We start from the raw sequence: 18,841 nt of genomic DNA on the forward strand, positions 1-18,841 counted from the left end.
TTTGTGAAGCTTATATTCTATATTCAATCGGAAGTTGTATTTTTCCCGGTAGAATAAAATCGTTTTTCCGCGATTCCTGCAATCATATGTTGGATTAAGTTATAAAAAATAATAGGTAGCATCACCGAAGGGTGTCCTGCCAGACTCAAAGAAGCAAGTACAAGCCCGGTTCCGTTATTGTTCATGGCAAGTCCGAACATCAAAGATACCTTTTCGGATTCCGAACTTTTAAAGACTCTCGCAATGAGATTCCCTGAAAAGAAAGCAAAGATACATAGACCGCAAGTGATGATTCCAATGACTAATAAAAAATCCCAATCAGGATGAGTGAATACTTGCGGCAAAGCAACGGATGCATTTGCATAATTAAGCAAAATCAAATTCACCAAATTGATATCTTTGATCGGTTCTTTTGTTTTTATAATCACGGAAGGTTTAAAAACAAAGTGCAAACCGATTCCAAGAAGGCTTGGCAATAGTACGGAGATAAATAAAAAAGCTCCCGTTCCTTCCCCGGCTAATGCATGTAATTTTTCCGAATAATCTCCTACAGTAATAAACCCTATGGAATGCAAGCCAAGTGGAGTAGTGATCGGACTGAACATAGTTGAAAAAATAACAAGACCCAGACTCAATGCCAGATTTCCGTTTGTTTTTTGCACCCATGCGGTGGATGATGCGGCGATCGGCATGGATGCAATCAGTGCAAGGCCTACCAAAATATTTTGTACTTCATCCGGGTTGTGCCATAGAGTCATTGTAATCGAAATGAAAACAGTAAATACGATCGGGATGGAGAGGTTGGCAACGAGTCCGACCAATAGTAACTTTGGCTGTTTGAATAAGTTGGTTAATTCCGATTTTATAATTCCCAATCCCGCATTAAAGAGTAGGATTGAAAGCATAATGAGAGCCAGTGACAGTTTTACTTTGCTTCCGTCAAAAAACGTAAATGTCCCGAAGTGAGTATCTCTGATGAATAATCCGAATCGGGGAAAGAGACCCCCGGCAATGTAAGATCCGATGATGAAGTAAAAAAAATGTTTATGGATGAAATGAGTTAGTTTGTTAGTATATGTTTTCATAATTAAAAGTGACGGGAATAACCTAAGCTAAAGTAAAAGAAGTTCGTAACGATTCTCTGTTGGTTGTAAGTTTCTTTCAAATACTGTCTTAATAGCGTGTCTGAAGTAAATGAGTTAATCCTATCATAGATAAAGGTATTGTCATAACCGTACAACTTGGAAGGATCCTGCACATGTCCGTCGTAAGTTAATCTCGTCGCGCCATCGAAATAATTATTGTTATCATAAAGATGCACATCGGGACGGTTTACATGGTTACCTGTCACAAAAAAATCGCCGAAATGCAGTTTCACGAAACTGGAAATATCGGAAAATCCGGAAGTTTTATTTTTAGGATTTGCTTGGTACATATAACCGATATTAGTTCCAAGAGTGACTTTGAAAAATTCGCCTTCTCTAAAAACATGGCTTAATTCGAGAGGAATATAAAGATTGCTTCTGTTGAGTCCGGTTGCAGGAGTTCCTTGGTTTTGGAAATTGACAGTTTTATAAACGGATAACTTAGGATTTAAAAAAGTTAAAAACGGAATTTCCCAACTGACAAATGTTTGTGTCTTGGCAAGTCCTCCACTTCCCGATGTCGGAAAAATAGCGTATCGAAACGCTCCTACTTTGAATCTTCCGTATTTTGATTTTTCGAAATCGTAAAATAAGGTGAATTCTCCCGCGCTGTTTCGCGCCATACCGTTTTGATTTACATATTTTTCAACAGTCAGAGGATTATAACAGGAAGAAGGGCTAGGACAAAAGTTTCCTGTTTGTAAATCGTGTTGGTATCTGGGAAAGAGTTCGGGCCCTCCCGATTGGCTTTGCAGAATACGTTGTTCGTTGTCTTTGTCTCCGCGATTGGACATCCATAAGTTCAGAAATACTTCTCCGTATAAATGTTTGATCGGAGTAGGGAACTCGATCGTAGGTTGAAAAGCCCAGACAGGTTGAAAGGATTTATAAGGAGTATTGTTCATCCTGGAAACGTCTTCCGTTCCAAGAGCCCAACCTCTTCGTATATAATCCGTTGCAAATTCCAGTTTTACTTCTACCGGGTGATCGTTGTGTTCTCCTCCTTCCGAATGTTCTTTTTTGGTTTCGCTCGTGTTTTCTTCCTCTTTGGCAGGAGTAAAGGAATCAGAAGATGGCCTTTCTTCCTTTAATAGGCTTTGTTTCGACTTTGACTGTGAATGAACGGGAATGCTTAAAATACAAAGGATACTGATGGAAATGAATTTGATTGTTAGTTTCAAAAATTAATTCTCCTTGTCTTGGCTATGACGAAGAGTTTATCCTTATTTTATCGTTGTATATATACGAGAATACCGTAGTTGCGGGGAGTACGTATGAGTTTTCATTTATTATTACCGAAAAGATCCAAATTCTTTCTTATATATGTCTTAGTGGTTTTATTTTGGATGAGTTTAGAATCGATTGAAGTTTTTTCCGAATCCAAACTCGCCACTCTTATTTCCGAGTTTGCAGTATATTTGGAAATGGGAATAGGTGTTTTATCTTTGTTAGGCGTCTATTTTGTATTTACCGAATCCATGACCTTAAAAAAGGAAATCCGGGAATCCAAACAATTGATCGAAACACTGAGTCACAAAAATCTTTTGAGCAAATCGAATCGGGAAGAATTTTGGAACGGGGTAAAAGAACAATTTCGAAAATGGAATTATACCGAGACGGAATCCGAAATCGCTACCTACTTACTCAGGGGATTTTCCAACCAACAGATAGCAGGTACGAGGGGAACCAGCCTGAGAACGATAGAAACGCAGGCCTATTCCGTTTATCAGAAATCGGGAACTCGCGGAAAACTGGATTTTATTGCCTATTTCATACTCCCCTTGTTGCCAGATGAAGAATAATTTGTAGTAAAAATTCTTACAGGATACCACGTAGTGCTATTTGTAATGTTTTTGTAAACATTGACCAAATAGTCAGTATTGTTTTGCTATTATTAATGACCAGTTAGTCATAAATAATAGATGCTTAGATTTTTCGGATTAACGATCCTGATTTTATTTTTGAACCAATTTACGATTTTTCCGCTGAAAGGATTCAGTTCTTTCGGCCCTTATACACATAGGGAGATCACTTTTCAAGCGATGGAGCAATTTGCAGACGATACAAAATTCGAAATCGCCGCACCTTGTGCCGAGCTCATCATGCAAGGGAATCTGCAAGGTGATAAACTTTTTCCCGATCGAACGGAGTTTCATTGTGATAATTCGAACTTCCAAGGTTGTAGTGAAAATCTGGAAAAGATAGTCAATGAAGGAAAACAGCTCAGTGGAGATCCTACTTTGATCCGAGTCGGAAGAGGGATGCATGTGATTCAGGATTTTTATTCTCATAGCAATTGGGCGGAGATGGTAGCTCCTCTTCCCATACTTGCCCCGGTAGAAGATATGAGAAATGTTTCTTATATCAAAAATTTACAATCGGGAATGTATCCTTATTCTCATGAATCCATCAATGACCAGATGGATTGTTTTACCGCTCCGGAAAGCGATTGGAAAATAGGATTGGTAGGTGCCACTCATGCATGTATGCACAAAGACGGAAACAATTCTATCAGAGGTGGGACAGATGTTCCCGGGATCGGAAGAACATACCATGAATTTGCCGGTGAACTGGCGGTTGCTCATACGAAAAAGTATTTGATGTCTTGGTACAAATCTGGTCATCCCGGTTTCTTAAGCTGTTTGGTGGTTAAAGTCGGAAACGGCGGTTGTAATCACAAAATTATTCGTAAAATGAAATAAAAGATAACAAATTGAATGAACATTCATGTTTGTTTTGTTGTCAAAAAATTGGTTGTTGGAAAAGTTTCTAATATTCCTTCCTTATGAAAAAAATAATACATTACTTCGTATATCGGCCATTAGTTGCAACTTTAATATTTGTATTCTTGTTCTTAGCAGGCATCATCTCCGTTTTATCAATGAAACGCGAAGCATTCCCTAGGGTGAATTTCCGTCAGGTGCGAATTTTGACCATTTATCCCGGGGCAAGTCCTGTGGACGTGGAAAAAAAAGTAACGATTCCCATTGAAGAAAAACTTCGAGAGGTGGAAGGATTGGACTCAGTCAGATCCATCTCCAGAAACACGGAATCAGACATTAGTATCAAAATAGATTTGGAAAATGACAATCCTGATCAAGTGGTAAATGACATTCGTCGTGCCGTCGATCGGGTAACAAATTTACCGATTCAAGTAAAAGATCGCCCGATCGTAACGGAACAAAAAAGTTCCAACTTCCCTATTCTGGAACTTGCTATTCACGGCGCTGTCGATGAGAAGGAACTTCAGGAAGTCGGTAGAATCGTTGAAGATGAAATTCGAAAAGTTTCCGGAGTGGGAAGAGTAGATGCGTTCGGAAAAAGAAAAGAGGAGTGGAGGATTCGCGTCGATCCTACGCTTAAATCCCGTTATACGCTTGGTTTCTCGGATATCATCAATGCCATTGCCAAAAGAAATATCAGTGTACCGGCAGGATCTTTTTTAAGACCCATTACCCAAGACATTCGGGTGACCGGGGAAATCAACGAGATGGAAGATATTAAAAATATCCCTATTCGTTCCAATGAAACCGGCAATGCCATTTTACTTTCACAAGTGGCGACTTTAAAAGATACGTATGAAAGACCCAGGATGCTTGCGATTTCAAACGGTAGCGATGCTTATGTTTTACAGATCATCAAAAAAGACAGTGCCGATATCATTGATACCGTAGCTGCCATCAAACTCGCTATAGTTGAAATAAAAAAACAAATCCCTTCAAATATTCAATTTTCTGATCTGAACAACGAAGGACACCGAGCTACCAAACGGCTCGATGTTGTGATCACAAACTCATTGCAAGGGCTTGTGCTCGTAGTGATCGTATTGATTGTTTTTTTCAATTTGAGAGATTCCATCCTAACCAGCCTTTCCTTACCGTTGACGCTGCTTGCAACAATCATCGCCTTTCCATTGTTTGATGTGTCATTCAATTTGGTATCGATGTTGGGGATTATTATTTCTCTCGGGATGTTGGTCGATAATAGTATCATCATTTCTGAGAATATTTATAAATATAGGTCTCAGAATTGGGATGCGAAGTCTGCAGCTGTCCAAGGGGCGAGTGAACTTGTTGTACCGATCATCGGTTCTTATTTAACTACCGTAGCGGCATTTTTGCCAATGGCTTTTATGTCCGGGATCATGGGGAAATTCATTTGGCAAATCCCTTTTATGGTGATTGTGGCTCTTACTTTATCCTTGTTTGAATCTTTCTTTTTGCTTCCGGTGCGTTATTCCTTGTTTGCCGTGGAAGAGAAAAAGAATAAAAAATCGGGAATCAGGACTTCCATTCGAACTTTCTTGGAAAATGGTTTCAATAAAAGTAAAAATGCTTTCGAAAGATTCATCAGAAAAGTTGTAGCAAGACCTGTTCTTACGCTTGGAATGATCTTTTTGGTTTTCATCAGCTCCTGTGGAATGCTTGGAATCATGAATTTCAACTTATTCCCTAAGGAAGGAATCGATTATGTGATGATAAAGGCCGAGTTTCCACCCGATTATTCCGCACAGGAAACCGCCAAACAATTGCAATATTTCGAACCTATTTTGAAACGCATTCCCAAAGAAGAAGTGCAAAGTATCATTTTGAAAGTGGGAATTCAACAAACCGATCCGACCGACCCGCTTACAAGGATTGGCGAACAATTGGGGATGGCGCAGATTATTTTGGTTCCTGAAACCGAACGGAAAAGAACAGCACAGGAAATTTTCGGAGAAATCGAATCGGAGTTGAAGATGTTGCCTAACGCATTGACCGTAATGGTAGAGTTAGTTGTCAATGGTCCTCCTATCGGTGCTGCCGTTACTGTTGCGATCGAAGGTAAAGAATATAAAACTTTGAAAGTGATTTCGGAAGAGATGCAATCTTTTCTCCGGCAGGAAAAGGGAGTGATCAATATTCGCGATGATTACAAGCCCGGTAGAGAAGAGATTCAGATTCGTGTCAAAGACACGGCTTCCGCTATGACTGGAATTGATACCGAACTGACCGCATATTACGTTCGTACTGCAATGGAAGGAATTGAAGCATCCAATTTAAGAAAGGGAAAAGACGAAGTTAAAATTGTGATTCAAAACGGTGACAATCACCGGGATGGAATTGAAGATTTGGATGCCATTCAGATTACAAATAAAAACGGGTTATTAACTCCAATAACAGCCGTTACGACTAGGACGATTGTACAGGGAATTGAAGCACTTTACCATAACGATTATGAGAAAGCGATTACCGTTCTTGCGGACGTTGATGAAGCAATCACCAGCTCCAATATAGTAAATTCCAAGATCATCGAACAATTCGGAAATCTCGGCAAAAAATACCCCGGTTATAAAATCAAATTCCGGGGAGAGCAGGAAGAGACGGCGAAGTCCATGGTATCTCTTGCGAAAGCGGGAATACTTGCTATGTTCGGAATCTTTGCCATCCTCGCTATCATCTTCAATAGTTTGACCAAACCTATTCTGATCATACTATCCATTCCTTTGGGATTTATAGGAGTAGTATTCGGATTTTTGATTTCTGGTAAGGCGTTGAGCTTTCTCGCCATGATCGGAATCATCGGACTCGCCGGGGTGATTGTGAACGCATCCATCGTGCTTGTGGATACGATCGAAGAGTTTCAGAAAAAGGGAGAAGGATTGTATGAATCGCTTGTTACTGCTTCTGCAGAAAGATTCAGACCGATTCTTGTAACAACGATGACTACTATGGCTGGGATGATTCCGACCGCGTATGCGATCGGAGGTTCCGATCCGATGCTTATTCCAATGACTCTTTCTCTTGCTTGGGGACTTGGGTTCGGAACCTTCGGCTCGCTGATTTTCATACCAGCGAGTTTTTCCGCCTACTATCGATTAAGAGGAAGGAAGTAGTTTCGCGGGGATATCTTTTTTCCCGATTTCCTTTCTAGGGGTTTTGTTACGCTCGTGTCTATATTTGGAGATTCCGATATAGACCGGTTTACGAACCCTGTTAATCCCACCTAACGGACGATGTTCGGGAAGTGCATGCCAAGGGGTAAAGGATGCGTTTTCACAAAGAGTGTCCATTTCTTTGAAATCAAATTCCTGTTTTGGGATTTGAATTTCGGCGAGTTTGATAAAAGGAGATTCGTCTTCATCCCATTCCACGGCCGGATCTTCGACAGGCATCGACTTCGGATCTTTTTGCAATTGAACTAAGAAAGAGAAACAAGAGCTGGATTCTTTCAGTTGTTTTTTCAACGTATCTCTCAGATAATTTTCTCCGGCGTCGGATGGAATTTCAGATACGGTATCTTTACAAGGTTTCACCGAATATTTAACAGCTCTGTTTTCTCCCAATGCATAAGGAGTAGTGGACCAATATCTGATTTCCAATGGGCTGGAGATTTTTTTGCCGCGGATCGCTCTTACTTTGGATAATGCTCCCAGTTTCCATCCGAAGGGGTTCCATCCGAAAACATAAGAAGCGGGTTTACCCGCAAATGCCGCTTCGAAAAGCGCCAAATATTCGTCAGGTGCTCCGATCGGTAAAACAGGATGATTGATTAATAAAAAATCGTGTGTAGTTGCAGTGCTTTCATCAGCTAATAATTTTTTTCCCGGAACGTCGAAGAGTTTGATTCCGATTCCGCGGATATCTCCTTCTTTATCTGTTTTCGGTTTTTGTGCTCCGTTGGAAAAACGAAGTAGCGCGGAATAATTTTTCCCAGGTTGAAAAACTCCCAGTTTCAAAGACGGATCTATGTCTTTATTTACCGTAAAAGAAGCAGCAACACAACCATGGTGTTTGGGGTGAGCATCTCTTTTTACCAAATCGTTGGAAGCGTAACTTTCTTCCAGAGACTTGAGTGTTAAGTCTAATGTTCGTTTGGTTGTATTTTCTTCGTCAGGGAACGGGTATTCCTTTCCTAACTCCACATTTGCGGGAATCTTAACATAAGGTCCGCCGCAAAACGGAAGAAGGAGGAATATGAGGCAAAGGGCGTAAGGTGTAATCTGTTTCATTAATCTTCTAGGATAAACCCGGAAGATTTTTCTGTCTAGCCCAAAGAGGAAAAAATTACCACCAATTCAATACGTCTTCCGCAAAACCTAAGAAGTTTTTAAGTTCCAGTTTTTTGCCGGAATCCAAAACGACCGTCCCGTTGAAATGACCGAATACTTGGTGTTGAACGGATTTCATAATCAGGAAATTGATCGATGAAGATCTGTCTACAATCGGCTGGAAAGAAAGATTCAATCTATTATCGTTACTGGTAAATTTCCAAGGTTCCATGTAGTTTTCGGTATTGATATGAAATAGAACTTCATCCAGTTTATGAATTTTGTTTTCATATATCAGTACATTTTCGGAGGCAGGGGAGCGATCACTGAATCCATAACCTAAATTGAATCCGAAAGTTTTTTTGCCCAGATGTCCGGAAGCGGAACTCCAATACCACCTGTTTTTATAAGTCCAGACTCCGCGACCCCAATCCAAAGCACCTAAGTCTTGTTTATCGTTAAATTTATAATCGTTGCCTCCATAGTAAAATCCTCCGGAAGCAGGCATACAGTTGATCTTTGTATTATAATAAAATGCTTTTCTGTTTTCCTTCCAGGAAGTGGCGATGTTCATGGACTCCAAATCTTTTGGTTCCGCCAAATGAATCTCGCCTTCGATTCCCTCTTCTCCGTTACTACATTCCATATGAGCGGATTCGAATTTGATTTTTCTTTTTCCGGGTTTCATTGTGAATTCCAACATTAGCTTATCATCTTTATAACTGATGACTCCGTTTTTGTTGGTGGCGGGAAATCCCGTTTTTCCCATCGGCAAAAGGGAGAGAGTATCGATTTGTTTGAACTTTCCCGTCTTGAAGTCGATAAAACAAATGGCGAACATTCCCGCATAACCCAAGTCTGATGCTGTAAATGTGATCCCGAACTCCTGTTTCGGAGAAAGGATGGAATAATAATCCCATTCCTTGATCCTCCATTTTGGAGATTGGATGGCGGAGCGATCATATTTCCAGTAGGGGGCACGGGCCCAACCCGCTTTTGTGAGAACTCCTTTTGCGGAATGCAGGGGAAGGGAGGAGATAATTTCAGTCATTCTGAATGATTTAGTAGATTGGTCAATATTGACTATAACAAATTTACCATCTTATTAAGAGCAGATTGACATAAATTTGAAATCTGTACCATCTATCCATCTTCGTCAAAGATTACTTTCAGGAAAAAAGAACCATGAATCAATCCATTCCAAAATCTATCCCGTATGACTACGATTATATTATCATCGGATCAGGGTTCGGAGGAAGTGTATCGGCACTCCGGTTGGCTCAAAAAGGATATTCGGTTTTGGTCATAGAGTCCGGTAAACGTTGGGCCTCCAAGGAGTTTCCCAAAACCAATTGGTCCGTCCGTAAATTTCTTTGGATGCCAAAGCTCGGATTCTACGGGATTTTGAGAATGAATCTATTGAATGATTTTTTATTGGTGAGTGGTGCGGGTGTCGGCGGAGGCTCTCTTGTCTATGCTTGTACTCTCTATGTTCCTCCCGCAAAATTTTTCAATAGTCCTACTTATTCCAAAATGGGAGGAGAAAAGGAATTATTACCTTATTACGAAGTAGCGAAGCATATGTTAGGTGTAACGGAAAATCCCAAACTTTGGGAACCAGATCGTTTGCTTTTGGAAACTGCAAAAACTTTTGGAAAGGAAAATACATTTAGGAAAACGCCTGTCGGGATTTATTTTGGAAGTGAAAAAGAAAAAGCCGAATCAAAGGATCCTTATTTCGACGGAGACGGACCTGATCGGGATTCATGTACTTTCTGCGGCGGCTGTATGGTCGGTTGCAGACACAATTCCAAAAACACTTTGGATAAAAACTACCTCTATCTGGCGGAGAAGTTGGGAACTGAAATTTTACCGGAAACAAAAGTTGTAAGTCTTGTACCTCTCAACGAACGGGGGATCGCTGATCCGGAAGCAAGCGGTGATTTCGGATATGAAATTTCAACGGAAAGCACTACGGGATGGTTTGGTTTTCCCAAACGAAAGTTCAGAGCCAAGGGAGTTGTTCTCTCCGCGAGTGTGATGGGAACAGTGGGTCTTCTTTTGAAAATGGAACAAGAGGAAAAAATGATCCGTCTATCACCTAAACTAGGTGATACGGTGAGAACCAATAGTGAGACCGTTCTTCCCGTAACAGTCTCCGATAAAAATGCGGATTTTTCCAAAGGGATTGCCATTACATCTTCCGTTCATCCGGATGAAAACACTCATATCGAACCTGTACGTTATTCAAAAGGTTCCGATTTGTTAGGAACACTTGCCAGTGTGATGGCGGACGGAGGAGGCAAAATCCCAAGACCTGTGAAGTTTTTTTGGATTATGCTGACCCAACCGATTTATTTTTTGAAAGCTCATAATCCTTTCGGCTTCGCACAAAAATCCATCATTTTACTTGTGATGCAGACGATCGATAACAGTGTAAAGCTTGTTCGGCGAAGAAGGTTTGTTTGGCCTTTCCAAAAAACGATGACATCCGCACTCTCTACCGGAGAAAGGACTCCTACTTATATACCGATTGCAAATGCGTTTGCCCGAAAACTTGCAGAGATTGCAGGGGGGATTCCACGTAGTTCCTTGAATGATACATTATTAAGCGCTCCGGTGACAGGCCATATTATGGGGGGTTGCATTGTGGGAGATTCTCCCGAAAAAGGAGTGATTGATTATGAAAATAAAGTTTACGGTTATGAAAATCTTTATATATGCGATGCTTCGATGCTCACCGTGAATTTAGGTGTCAATCCCAGTCTGACGATCACCGCCTTGTCGGAAAGGGCGATGAGTATGATTGCACCGAAAGAGGAAAAAAACGTTTCTTTCTTTGCATTTGAAAAGAAGAGAAAATTCGATTCCATATTATTTCGCTCGCCGAAAAGAAAGCCGACTCATTCCATTAAAGGGAAATGAGTTCCTTATTTGATTTTGTAAAGGTTAGTGATTTAGAAAAGATCCGGGAAATATGTAAAGAAGATCCTGACTCCCTCAATTCTTTGGACGGTTTCGGAGTAACCGTTCTTTCCTGGTCGATCCGCAAAAAGGATCATGAAGTTTTATCCATATTATTAGAGTTAGGTGCTGATCCTCTGTATCCCCAGAGAACGGGAGGGTCTCCCTTTTTTGAAGCGATTTCTTTGAATGACACCAGATCCATTTCCATTTTGGGAAATGCTTTGGCAGATGCGAAAGCAAAAGATACTCCTGTGAGTTGGGAGACACAAAGCGAAACAGGCAATACAATCCTACACTATCTTATTGAAACCGACCTAAAAGACATTTGGGATTTGATTTTACCTTCTGTTCCTATCCATTTATGGGAAATGAAAAACAAGGAAGGGTGGAATGCTTTTTTGCAGTCTGTTGTTTCCGGAGAAGAAGGTTTTATTTTGGATGTGATTCGAATTGCTCCCTGGACTTTTTCTCTTACAGATTCGGAAGGAAAAAATGCGTTTCATTTGGCAGCGGAAAGAAATCTCGATTCCATTTTACAATTGTTAACTGATTTAGGTCTTGATCGGGAGGCAAGGGACGAAGCGGGAAATACAGCTTTGCTTTCCGCGTGCGAAGGTGATGCTACCGAGTTTATCATCGAATGGATTAAGTTAGGTGTTGATCTTCTTGCTAAAAATAATGAAGGAGACACTGCTTATTCCATTTTGCATCGGGAAAAATACGGACATAGTTTGAAAATCATGAAAGAGGCTTTGGGAAAAACCTGGAAGGAAGCTTTGGATGCAAACGATGCATCCAAAATCAAAGAGATTCAAATTTTTGTGGCGGAAGAAAAACCCTTCACTACGGAAGAAAAATACAAATGGAAAATCGACTGATAGACTAGATTCTACTCCGTCTGAGGTGTTTTTTCATCCCCGGTCCATTTCGGACCGTAATTCCCTTTTCTGTCTTCGTGATTTCTTTCGATCCGCGGACTTTCAAAACTAAAATGTTGTTCTATATTTGTTTTGAATGGGGCGTTTTCGGGAGATTCGCCGTATTGTTTTAATTCCCGCCAAACAAGAGATCCGCGAGGGTGTTTGCCTAGCCTGCCTTCAAAACTGAGAATCTTTTCTATATCCGCCGAAACCGTATGATTTCCATCCGGGTCTTTATCCGCTTTTTTGCCGATCCAACCCGGTTCTTCCCAAGCAACCAGTTTTACGATTCGTTTCAAAATCATTTTTCTTGCATCTATATAGCGTGTTGTTTTGTCCAAGCCCGATCCGATTTTCACTTTTTCCAATTTTTTCGCATCGAGATTGTCAGGAATGATGATCAGTGATTTTTCAGGATCAAATACAGGGAATATATCTTCCGGATCGGAAATCCAATTGAATAAAAAGTTCCCAGCTTCCAGCTTCACCGTATAATTTTCGTAAGCGGATGTGGGATTTCCTCCGTCCGCACCTTTGTTTCCTTTGGCAATGTAAAGTATGGGATGGGAATTCAATGAATTGATATTTTGAAATGAAGTATCAAGCAGAACATGATCGTGTCCTGTCAGAAGAATTCGTTTCGGTTTTCCTTCTTTGGAAACCAAAATGGAATAAGATTCCAAATCTCCTTGGTGGACATTTCCGAAACTGGTTGGTCCTTCGTTAAAATCATACCATATCCAGTATGAGATAACCATATCTCCGTCGGCTTCTTCATACCAATAATTCCAATTGTCTCTAAAACCCGGAAGAGCTTCTTTTTGTGTACCGGAAACAGTAGACTTCGCATAACGAACATGATAATAAAGATGTGTGTCGCCTTGGTTTTTTTTCTCATCCGGAAAAATCATATACTTCCAGGACTCTTTTCCTGTGGAGTAACGACGGATGTCATTTCCCGGAAGAGGGTATTCTTCCGTGGAATAATTCGGGAAATACTTTTCTAAGTTAGTTGGTAATACTTTTTTATCTTTATGAAAAACCAGAATAGGAGAAAAGGTTTCGGCCAATTTCTTTTGTTTTTCATCAGGGATCGGATTTTCCTGGGATACAAAACGAAACGTATGGTTGATGGAAATGTCCGTTGTATTTTCTTCGTTGGTCACCCAGAAAGGATTGTGGCCGGGAGAGTACATTCCTTTGATAGGTTCGATTCCGGTGAGCTCAATGGAAAGATGGGTCCAGGAAAAATTTTCCATAGTCGGACGAATGGTAATGGAAGACGCAAGTCCTTGTGAAAGATGAGAGCTGGAGAGAGGGGCTTTCAGACAAACGGGAAGATTTTTTTTAGGCTGTGTTTTGTAAGCCTTCAGATCTTCGACGGAACAGTTATAAATACGAATTTGAAAACCTAATTTATCCAAGCCGGGTAACTTCGGCAAGTTATCTATCTTCAGATTGAAAAGAAAAGAATCCGGCTTGGTTTTTTCTTTTGTCCACTGACCGGGCAAACAAGTCAAGATCAACAAACATAAGCTAGGTGCAAATAAGAAAGAAAAAATCTTGGAAGTGTTGTGTTTCATCTGATTTATAATATGAGAATTTTTAGGAATGTAAAACAGGAAAGAAAACCCCTGCAAAAACAGGGGCCTTTGAGATATCAGTAAATCTTATTCAGATTTCTTTTTTTTGGCTTTTTTAGCCTTCTTAGCTTTCTTTCCCTTTTTTTCAGCTTTTTCTTTTTTACCTTTGGATGGCTTTTCGGCTTTCTCAGGTTTTACAGTTTCTGTTTCCATAGTAGGCTCTTCGTCAGGTGCTTCTGTTGCTTGTGCGAAAACTCCGAAGGAGAAGAAAGAGACAACTGTGAGAATAGCTAGAAATTTTTTCATTTTTATACCTCGAAATGATTGTGGACTCAATTTGAGACCTGTCTTTCCTTTCGACAATATAAAAATTTGCTAAAATTTAAGATTATTTTCCCACACAAAATTTGCTGAAAATACGACCTAAAATTTCCTCATTGTCTACGCGCCCGTTTACTTCGCCGATTTCTCGTAGCGCGGAATTGATTTCTTGAATATAAATTTCCGCTGGAGCGGATGACTCCAGGAGGCCCACGGCTTCCGCTAAATGATTGTAAATTGCTCTTATATGAAAACTTTGTCTCTCTTCCAATAGAACCACATCTTCCAACGCTTCTTTGGCACTGAGTCTGTCTTTTAGAAGGGAAAGTAAATCGCCAAGCCCCAGTTTGGTTTTACAGGAGACTTCCGCGATTTGGAAAGATAAGGATTTGCTATCTTCTTCCCATTCCTTTCGATTCCAGTCGGGATGAGGGATATCGATTTTATTTGCTACCAGAATGGAACCGGGAAGTCGGTTTCGGTATGCATTGATGAATTTTTTCCTGTCCAGAGTTTGAGAGACATCGATTAGAATCAAACGAAGATTAGCCGAATCTGCTTCCCTTTCACTCCTTTCTATTCCCAGGATTTCTATTTGATCTGAAGTTTCCCTTACACCCGCCGTATCTACCAAGCGGATAGGAAGGCCGTCGAGTGTAATATCTTCCGCTATATAATCCCTTGTTGTGCCGGGAATATCAGAAATGATGGAACGGTCTTTCCCTATGAGAAGATTCATTAAACTCGATTTACCCGTGTTTGGTGCTCCGAACAAAACCACTGTGGATTGTAATATCAGTTTTTCCGCGCGTTCGGAATTTTGTAATAAAGAGGAACATAAATCCCTTAAAGCGATCATCCTTTCTTTTCTTTGTTCCAGGCTTTCAAAAGTTAGGTCTTCCGTTGAAAAATCAATCTCCGCTTCGCATTCCGCCTTCAACGAAATCAAATCACTCCGTATTTTGGATGCGAGCTTGGAGAGTTCTCCGAAAACGTTCTTTTGAGAAAGTTCCAATTCATAACGGGAACGCGCTTCAATGAGTCTTCCTATGGCTTCCGCACCTGTGAGCGATAATTTTCCGTTGAGAAAAGCCCGTTTGGTGAATTCTCCGTGTCCTGCGGGACGGGCACCCGTTTGGAAGATTGCATCCAAAGCTTTTTTCAATAGGATGGGATTTCCATGTAAGTGGAATTCTCCCAGATCTTCGCCTGTATATGAGTTAGGTGCTGGAAAAAATAGAAATACGATTTGATCGAAGGGTTTTCCTTCGAAGATGAAATCGCAAAAGATCGCCGATCTTTTGTTTTCCATCAGGTAGGATTCAGTAAGTGGTGTGTTGTTTTTGAAAAGTAAAGTTGTGGCTATCTTGATTGTATTTCTACCGGAGATCCGGAGGATTCCGATCGCTCCGGGTCCGCTTGCGGTAGATAATGCTGCAATTGTATCAATCAAGCTCTTCTGAGTCTGCGAAGTCTTCTACAGGCAGACCTTTTTTAGAGGTATCTTCCAGATCTTTGTATTTGTGTTTGTCTTTCGCAGAAATCACTCTAACCCGTTTGAAAGTTCCGTTTCCTTCGGAGCGAGTGAATACTCTTTCGTCGTCTTGGATCGCCATATGAACGATTCTTCTTTCGAAAGGATTCATCGGATCCAAAAGTTTGGAACGTCCTGTTTTGATGACCGAAGATGCGATTGACTTTGCAAGTCGAATGAGAGATAACTCACGTTTGTCGCGGTAGGATTCGATGTCTAAAACGATTTTACGATTGTGACGGGTGCGAGGGTCTACCATCAGGTTGGCAAGGAATTGAAGAGAGTCCAAAGTTCCTCCTCTTTTCCCGATGATCAGTCCCGATTCCTTGCTTGCAAGTTCCACGTAGATTTTTCCGTCCACATCCCCCATTCCCACAACTTCCGCAGGAATTCCCATTTTTCGAAGGATGGTGATGATGACTCCGTGAATGATTTTTTCGGAAGGGATGTCCGTATTGGCAACAAACGCTCGTACTACGGCAGGCTTTTTCTGAGTGATCCCCAAAAAGCCGGACTTACCGGAATCTACTACTTCGAATTTGAGGTCGCCTGGTTCCAACCTCAATACTTCCAGTGTATATTCTTCAGCCTCTGATTTTGTTTTTCCTTCTGCTTCAAATATGTAATTATCCATATAATCTTTCCTTAAATACTATGATTACTTTTTACGTTTTTGTTGGTTTCTAAATCCCTTTTTGGGGATCGCACCGTTCGAAGACTCGTTCAATTGATTGGCCGGCTTCGGTTTGTTATCGTCCTTTTTACCGAACTTGTTCGTGTAAAATTGTTGGGCGATCGATAGGATATTTTGCATTGTCCAATACATTGTTACACCGGCAGGCATGGACCAGAAGAAATATAACATGATAAAAGGCATCATATACATCATCATCTTTTGGTTCGGGTCGGTGGAAACGGTAGTCATCTTGGATTGAACCACTTGGGTCGCTACCATGATGAGAGGGAGAACGTTGATGCTAAGAGCACCGATGAATACCAGTTTCGGTGTGGTGAAAACTGTATCAGGCTCACTCAAATCCTTGATCCAAAGGAAAGGAGAATTCCAAAGATCCACAGTGTCCGAGAACGCAGTATAAAGGGCGATAAAAATCGGAATCTGAATCAGCATCGGCAAACAACCGGACATCGGATTGGTTCCGTTCTTTTTGTAGAGTTCGATCGTTTTTTCTTGTTTGAGTTTCGGATCATCCGCATACTTTTCGTTCAGAGCTTTGATCTGAGGAGAAAGTTCCTGCATCTTTTTCATGGACTCCGCTTGTTTTTTGTTCAGCGGATAGAATGCAAGTTTGAATAGAATCGCAAAGATAACGATCGCCCAACCGTAACTTGGAATCACAAGATAGATTTTTTTCAGAACCCAAATGATCGCGTTACGGAGAGGAGTCGTAATACCTTGATTAAACGATTTGTTGAGTGAATCACTGAGTCCCGCAAAAGGAGATTCTTTATTGATGATCGGATCGAATTTGCTGTCCCGAAACGCAGTCCCGTCCAGCTCTCTGACTCCTACGTAAGCTGCATAATCCAAATTGACCGATTCGCCCGGAGCCAATTTCCAATCGTCATAAGCCAAAAGAACACCTGTTTCATTTCCTTTTCGGTTGTCCAAAAGAACTCCGGCAGGTTTATGTGTGAGCGGATCGAGAACAGCTATGAAATAACGACTTCCCGTTCCTACGAAATCGACTCTTTCGTTGATCCCTTTTTTGATTTCGAATCTTTCGTCTTTTCCATCGCTGGAACCGAATAGATTATCAAAAAATCCGATCGTGGTAGTGCCGTCTACGTGGTCTTTGAATGATCCGTCCAGGTAATAATAACGGAAGTAATGCGCAGTGTCTCTATCGTTGAACTCTTCTTTTCCTTTTAGAATGGGACCGAGAGAACCGAAGGATCGGAAAAATGCTTCTGAACTGGAAGAAGCCAGAGTCACTGTTTCTTTGCTTAGGTTCTTAAGAGTTAAGTTGAATTTGAAATAATTTTCCGTAGGGAAAAATTGAAATTTTTTCTGGATGAGATATTTTCCATCGAGAGAAGGAGCTTCGAATGTAATTGTTTTCGTAGAAGCATCGTAAGAAGAAGCAAAGTTGACTTTGTTGTATCTGGAATAAGGAATTCCGTCTTTGTCTTCTATGATATTGAAATCAAACCCTTCGAAACGGGAAAGTTCCACGGCACGTTCGATTTGTCCGTCAAAGTTGACTTCGAATTTCGGATCTTTTGCGATGATAAAATCGGAACCGTCCGCTTCCTTATGATTGCGAATGTAATATTCGGTGATCCTTCCGCCGAGACTGGAAAAACTGACTAAAAACGAATCCGTTTTGATATTATAAGTTTTGATATCTTTGGGATCGATTGCGGAAGGTTTTGTTTGCGCATCCGCAGGAGGAAGGTCTTTGTTTTTTGCGGCTTCCTTGACACTTGCCTGATCCGTTTCTTTTTTAGGATCGGCTGTAACGGGTGTTACTTGAGTTTTGGGAGCTTCCGGTTTTTGCGGGAAGAAGAAATAATTGATCCCCATCCATGCCGCGAGGCTGATGAATAGAGCAAGAAAAAGTCTGCCTTGTCTGGCTGTGGTATCGTTTTGCATAATTTAACTCTTGTTGGTTGGTTTAGGGAGCGGATCGAATCCGCCTTCGTGTAACGGGTGACATCTGGAAATTCTGCTTAAGCTCATTCCGAATGCTTTGAAAAAGGGATAGGTTTGAAATGCTTCTTTTGCATATTCCGAACAACTGGGCGTAAAGCGACAAGCAGGCGGAAGTATCGGAGATACAAATTTCTGATAAAGAAATATGAGTAGGAGGGCGATCCGATTCATTGAGGTTTTTGAAAGATAGAAAGAAAAATTTCTTCTCTTTCCTGCGGCAGTTTCCGTGCAAAATCGATATGAGCTAAGATTGCAATGTCATTGCCTGCGGGAAAGGCAGACAAATGCAAACGAACCAGTTCCTTCAAGAGTCGTTTCGTTCGATTTCGGTCTACGGCTGATTTGTGGGACCTGTCGGGACAGAATAAAAAGTAGGTGTTTTCCGTCCCGTTCTTGCGGGAAAGAAAGCTAATAGGAAACCTACCTACTTTTTTGGCACTACGAAAGAGTTCTTGGATCCTCGATTTATTGCAAAGAGTCTCCGAAGGAAGCTCCTATCCTAGAACTTTCTCCCGATTTTCTCGTCGGAGACAGTCAATTTGTGGCGACCTTTCTTTCTGCGGTTGCTGATCACATTTCTTCCGCCTGGAGTTGCCATTCTTGTTCGGAAACCATGAGTTCTAATGCGTTTCGTGTTGCTCGGTTGGTATGTACGTTTCATGAAAAT

At 41.0% G+C, this 18,841-nt stretch carries 16 protein-coding genes and 1 pseudogene; 5 read left to right on the forward strand and 12 right to left on the reverse strand.

The features are described from left to right. Positions 1 to 23: 23 nt before the first annotated feature. Both DI077_RS01180 and DI077_RS01185 read right to left on the reverse strand, forming a co-directional pair. On the reverse strand, positions 24 to 1,085 hold the full coding sequence (locus DI077_RS01180; RefSeq protein ID WP_109021911.1) for a bile acid:sodium symporter family protein: 1,062 nt from the start codon (positions 1,083 to 1,085) through the stop codon (positions 24 to 26). Between the two features lie 2 nt (positions 1,086 to 1,087). Then, positions 1,088 to 2,326, reverse strand: a complete 1,239-nt coding sequence (locus tag DI077_RS01185; protein WP_109021912.1) for a hypothetical protein — start codon at positions 2,324 to 2,326, stop codon at positions 1,088 to 1,090. 93 nt (positions 2,327 to 2,419) lie between these two features. Between DI077_RS01185 and DI077_RS01190 the strand changes: the two genes are divergently transcribed. From DI077_RS01190 to DI077_RS01200, 3 genes are all read left to right on the forward strand, one after another. Continuing rightward, complete coding sequence (locus DI077_RS01190; protein WP_109021913.1) at positions 2,420 to 2,947, forward strand: helix-turn-helix transcriptional regulator; 528 nt, start codon at positions 2,420 to 2,422, stop codon at positions 2,945 to 2,947. Positions 2,948 to 3,067: 120 nt separating this feature from the next. Then, positions 3,068 to 3,847 carry a hypothetical protein gene (locus tag DI077_RS01195; protein ID WP_109021914.1) on the forward strand — a complete coding sequence of 260 codons (780 nt, stop codon included), beginning with the start codon at positions 3,068 to 3,070 and terminating at the stop codon, positions 3,845 to 3,847. A gap of 83 nt (positions 3,848 to 3,930) precedes the next feature. Next, positions 3,931 to 7,020, forward strand: a complete 3,090-nt coding sequence (locus DI077_RS01200) for an efflux RND transporter permease subunit (RefSeq protein ID WP_109021915.1) — start codon at positions 3,931 to 3,933, stop codon at positions 7,018 to 7,020. Here the strand turns inward: DI077_RS01200 and DI077_RS01205 are convergent. Then, on the reverse strand, positions 7,003 to 8,136 hold the full coding sequence (locus DI077_RS01205; RefSeq protein WP_109021916.1) for a catalase family protein: 1,134 nt from the start codon (positions 8,134 to 8,136) through the stop codon (positions 7,003 to 7,005). The two genes, DI077_RS01200 and DI077_RS01205, sit on opposite strands and share 18 nt — an antisense overlap. A gap of 55 nt (positions 8,137 to 8,191) precedes the next feature. Beyond that, positions 8,192 to 9,226 carry a DUF2804 domain-containing protein gene (locus DI077_RS01210; protein ID WP_109021917.1) on the reverse strand — a complete coding sequence of 345 codons (1,035 nt, stop codon included), beginning with the start codon at positions 9,224 to 9,226 and terminating at the stop codon, positions 8,192 to 8,194. Positions 9,227 to 9,360: 134 nt separating this feature from the next. Here DI077_RS01210 and DI077_RS01215 point away from each other — a divergent pair, with 134 nt between their 5' ends. Together DI077_RS01215 and DI077_RS01220 are read left to right on the forward strand one after the other, a co-directional pair. Further along, positions 9,361 to 11,100 carry a GMC family oxidoreductase gene (locus DI077_RS01215; RefSeq protein ID WP_109021918.1) on the forward strand — a complete coding sequence of 580 codons (1,740 nt, stop codon included), beginning with the start codon at positions 9,361 to 9,363 and terminating at the stop codon, positions 11,098 to 11,100. Beyond that, positions 11,097 to 12,020, forward strand: a complete 924-nt coding sequence (locus tag DI077_RS01220) for an ankyrin repeat domain-containing protein (protein ID WP_109021919.1) — start codon at positions 11,097 to 11,099, stop codon at positions 12,018 to 12,020. Before DI077_RS01215 ends, DI077_RS01220 begins: the two co-directional genes overlap by 4 nt. An 11-nt stretch (positions 12,021 to 12,031) precedes the next feature. Here DI077_RS01220 and DI077_RS01225 read toward each other — a convergent pair whose 3' ends face one another. The 8 genes and pseudogenes from DI077_RS01225 to rpmH all read right to left on the reverse strand — a co-directional run bounded on the left by DI077_RS01225 (position 12,032) and on the right by rpmH (position 18,835). Next, complete coding sequence (locus DI077_RS01225) at positions 12,032 to 13,645, reverse strand: hypothetical protein (RefSeq protein WP_109021920.1); 1,614 nt, start codon at positions 13,643 to 13,645, stop codon at positions 12,032 to 12,034. 87 nt (positions 13,646 to 13,732) lie between these two features. Then, on the reverse strand, positions 13,733 to 13,951 hold the full coding sequence (locus DI077_RS01230; protein ID WP_109022194.1) for a hypothetical protein: 219 nt from the start codon (positions 13,949 to 13,951) through the stop codon (positions 13,733 to 13,735). 82 nt (positions 13,952 to 14,033) lie between these two features. Further along, the gene (gene mnmE / locus DI077_RS01235; RefSeq protein ID WP_109021921.1) at positions 14,034 to 15,419 is read right to left on the reverse strand and encodes a tRNA uridine-5-carboxymethylaminomethyl(34) synthesis GTPase MnmE; all 1,386 of its coding nucleotides are present in this window, start codon (positions 15,417 to 15,419) and stop codon (positions 14,034 to 14,036) included. After that, on the reverse strand, positions 15,412 to 16,134 hold the full coding sequence (gene jag / locus DI077_RS01240) for an RNA-binding cell elongation regulator Jag/EloR (RefSeq protein ID WP_109021922.1): 723 nt from the start codon (positions 16,132 to 16,134) through the stop codon (positions 15,412 to 15,414). Before jag ends, mnmE begins: the two co-directional genes overlap by 8 nt. A 24-nt stretch (positions 16,135 to 16,158) precedes the next feature. Continuing rightward, positions 16,159 to 18,114 (reverse strand): membrane protein insertase YidC, encoded by a 1,956-nt coding sequence (gene yidC, locus DI077_RS01245; RefSeq protein ID WP_174705659.1) that lies wholly within the window; start codon positions 18,112 to 18,114, stop codon positions 16,159 to 16,161. Positions 18,115 to 18,117: 3 nt separating this feature from the next. Continuing rightward, positions 18,118 to 18,345 carry a membrane protein insertion efficiency factor YidD gene (gene yidD, locus DI077_RS01250; protein WP_109021923.1) on the reverse strand — a complete coding sequence of 76 codons (228 nt, stop codon included), beginning with the start codon at positions 18,343 to 18,345 and terminating at the stop codon, positions 18,118 to 18,120. Then, positions 18,342 to 18,644, reverse strand: a pseudogene (locus DI077_RS01255) (ribonuclease P protein component); the annotation flags it as partial. The pseudogene DI077_RS01255 and the gene yidD, both read right to left, overlap by 4 nt. Before the next feature lie 29 nt (positions 18,645 to 18,673). Continuing rightward, complete coding sequence (rpmH, locus tag DI077_RS01260; RefSeq protein ID WP_109021925.1) at positions 18,674 to 18,835, reverse strand: 50S ribosomal protein L34; 162 nt, start codon at positions 18,833 to 18,835, stop codon at positions 18,674 to 18,676. Positions 18,836 to 18,841 lie beyond the last annotated feature (6 nt).

The organism is Leptospira kobayashii (assembly GCF_003114835.2).
GTDB lineage: Bacteria > Spirochaetota > Leptospiria > Leptospirales > Leptospiraceae > Leptospira_A > Leptospira_A kobayashii.

What these genes read in the sequence shown, in the direction of transcription:
- DI077_RS01180 (WP_109021911.1), bottom strand. Translation starts at nt 1,085, where the DNA reads ATGAAAACATATACTAACAAACTAACTCATTTCATCCATAAACATTTT.
- DI077_RS01190 (WP_109021913.1), top strand. Translation starts at nt 2,420, where the DNA reads ATGAGTTTTCATTTATTATTACCGAAAAGATCCAAATTCTTTCTTATA.
- DI077_RS01195 (WP_109021914.1), top strand. Translation starts at nt 3,068, where the DNA reads ATGCTTAGATTTTTCGGATTAACGATCCTGATTTTATTTTTGAACCAA.
- DI077_RS01200 (WP_109021915.1), top strand. Translation starts at nt 3,931, where the DNA reads ATGAAAAAAATAATACATTACTTCGTATATCGGCCATTAGTTGCAACT.
- DI077_RS01205 (WP_109021916.1), bottom strand. Translation starts at nt 8,136, where the DNA reads ATGAAACAGATTACACCTTACGCCCTTTGCCTCATATTCCTCCTTCTT.
- DI077_RS01210 (WP_109021917.1), bottom strand. Translation starts at nt 9,226, where the DNA reads ATGACTGAAATTATCTCCTCCCTTCCCCTGCATTCCGCAAAAGGAGTT.
- DI077_RS01215 (WP_109021918.1), top strand. Translation starts at nt 9,361, where the DNA reads ATGAATCAATCCATTCCAAAATCTATCCCGTATGACTACGATTATATT.
- DI077_RS01220 (WP_109021919.1), top strand. Translation starts at nt 11,097, where the DNA reads ATGAGTTCCTTATTTGATTTTGTAAAGGTTAGTGATTTAGAAAAGATC.
- DI077_RS01225 (WP_109021920.1), bottom strand. Translation starts at nt 13,645, where the DNA reads ATGAAACACAACACTTCCAAGATTTTTTCTTTCTTATTTGCACCTAGC.
- DI077_RS01230 (WP_109022194.1), bottom strand. Translation starts at nt 13,951, where the DNA reads ATGAAAAAATTTCTAGCTATTCTCACAGTTGTCTCTTTCTTCTCCTTC.
- jag (WP_109021922.1), bottom strand. Translation starts at nt 16,134, where the DNA reads ATGGATAATTACATATTTGAAGCAGAAGGAAAAACAAAATCAGAGGCT.
- yidC (WP_174705659.1), bottom strand. Translation starts at nt 18,114, where the DNA reads ATGCAAAACGATACCACAGCCAGACAAGGCAGACTTTTTCTTGCTCTA.
- yidD (WP_109021923.1), bottom strand. Translation starts at nt 18,345, where the DNA reads ATGAATCGGATCGCCCTCCTACTCATATTTCTTTATCAGAAATTTGTA.
- rpmH (WP_109021925.1), bottom strand. Translation starts at nt 18,835, where the DNA reads ATGAAACGTACATACCAACCGAGCAACACGAAACGCATTAGAACTCAT.